This is a genomic window from Oceanobacillus sp. HCA-5259, from assembly GCF_037892815.1.
Taxonomy (GTDB): domain Bacteria; phylum Bacillota; class Bacilli; order Bacillales; family Amphibacillaceae; genus Oceanobacillus; species Oceanobacillus indicireducens.
The window spans coordinates 1-1,009 of the sequence record NZ_JBBKBV010000095.1 but is presented as its reverse complement, the minus strand read 5'-3'; the positions used below and the strand labels follow the sequence as shown (position 1 = coordinate 1,009).

At 28.1% G+C, this 1,009-nt stretch carries 2 protein-coding genes; both read left to right on the top strand.

All coding sequences use genetic code 11. The features are described 5' to 3' along the window. The coding region (locus WKU33_RS18970) for a sigma-70 family RNA polymerase sigma factor (RefSeq protein WP_340456134.1) at positions 1–707 on the top strand (707 nt) is incomplete at its 5' end. Then, positions 704–895, top strand: a complete 192-nt coding sequence (locus WKU33_RS18965) for a hypothetical protein (RefSeq protein WP_336253102.1) — start codon at positions 704–706, stop codon at positions 893–895. The genes WKU33_RS18970 and WKU33_RS18965, both read left to right, overlap by 4 nt. The last annotated feature ends 114 nt before the right edge of the window (positions 896–1,009 follow it).

The window sequence follows — 1,009 nt, the reverse complement described above, 5'->3', positions numbered from 1 at the left end:
TAATATTAAAAGGGGGATTTTTTATGACAAATAGTGTTACTAGAAATGTCTGTTGCTCTAGAATAATGGCTAAGAAAGAAGAGGGCATCTCTGATTGTCAAAAGGTAGTAAATGAAATAAAAAAGTATTTGCCAGAAATACTAGAAAACCCCGTAGTAAAAGAGTTTTTAAAGGATAAAAAAAATAAAAAAGATTTTTTTGAATTAATGGACGGGGTTAAAGACAATTGCGTCCATCTGGATAATAAATTCAGAGATTTCTATCTATTTAATAGAACTATAGGATATATGTCAGGATTGATTCGAAGGTATCCAATTGATTATGATAAAAGGGTGAAAAAGAGGAACAAAAGATTCCAGCTTATTTTTGATAAACCCATCAACAATGGGAGTGATGACTCTAATGTAACGATGGGGGATTTTATTGCAGCTTCAACCAAAACACCTGAAGAATATTTGATTGAAAATGAAAATAAAAATGAAATCCTTTTTCAGGTAAAAAACCCTATATTATATGAATCGTTGAAAATTTTAAGTCAAAAGCAGTTAGAGATATTAAATCTTTACTATATGAAGGGATATACAAATAGAAATATTGCAGAATACTTTGGTCAAACAGAACAAAATATTTCATACTGGCATAAGAAAACATTAAATCAATTAAAAGAAATCCTTATTGAAAAAAGTGAGGAGATGAATAAGAAATGATTACTGAAATGATAGTATTAGAAACAGTGGAGTCAAAAATTAAAAAGCATGTAAAAGAAACGGTATATGATGACAGAGAAGACTTATCGCAAGAATTAAAAATTAAAATTATTGAGAAAATAGATATATTTAAAAATGAAGAAATACCAGGTTTGTTTGAATATATTCAATCTAATATAACTAAATAAAACGCACTTCTTAGACTTCATATAAATATTCTAGAGCACTTACTCCGCGCTTATGAAAAGATACTATCAGATTGCCTCTGAAGATAAACAAAAATTATCTTCAAACCTTTGAAG

Bases quoted from the DNA above. Each gene is read 5' to 3' on its own strand.
- WKU33_RS18965 (WP_336253102.1), top strand. From the start codon at position 704: ATGATTACTGAAATGATAGTATTAGAAACAGTGGAGTCAAAAATTAAA.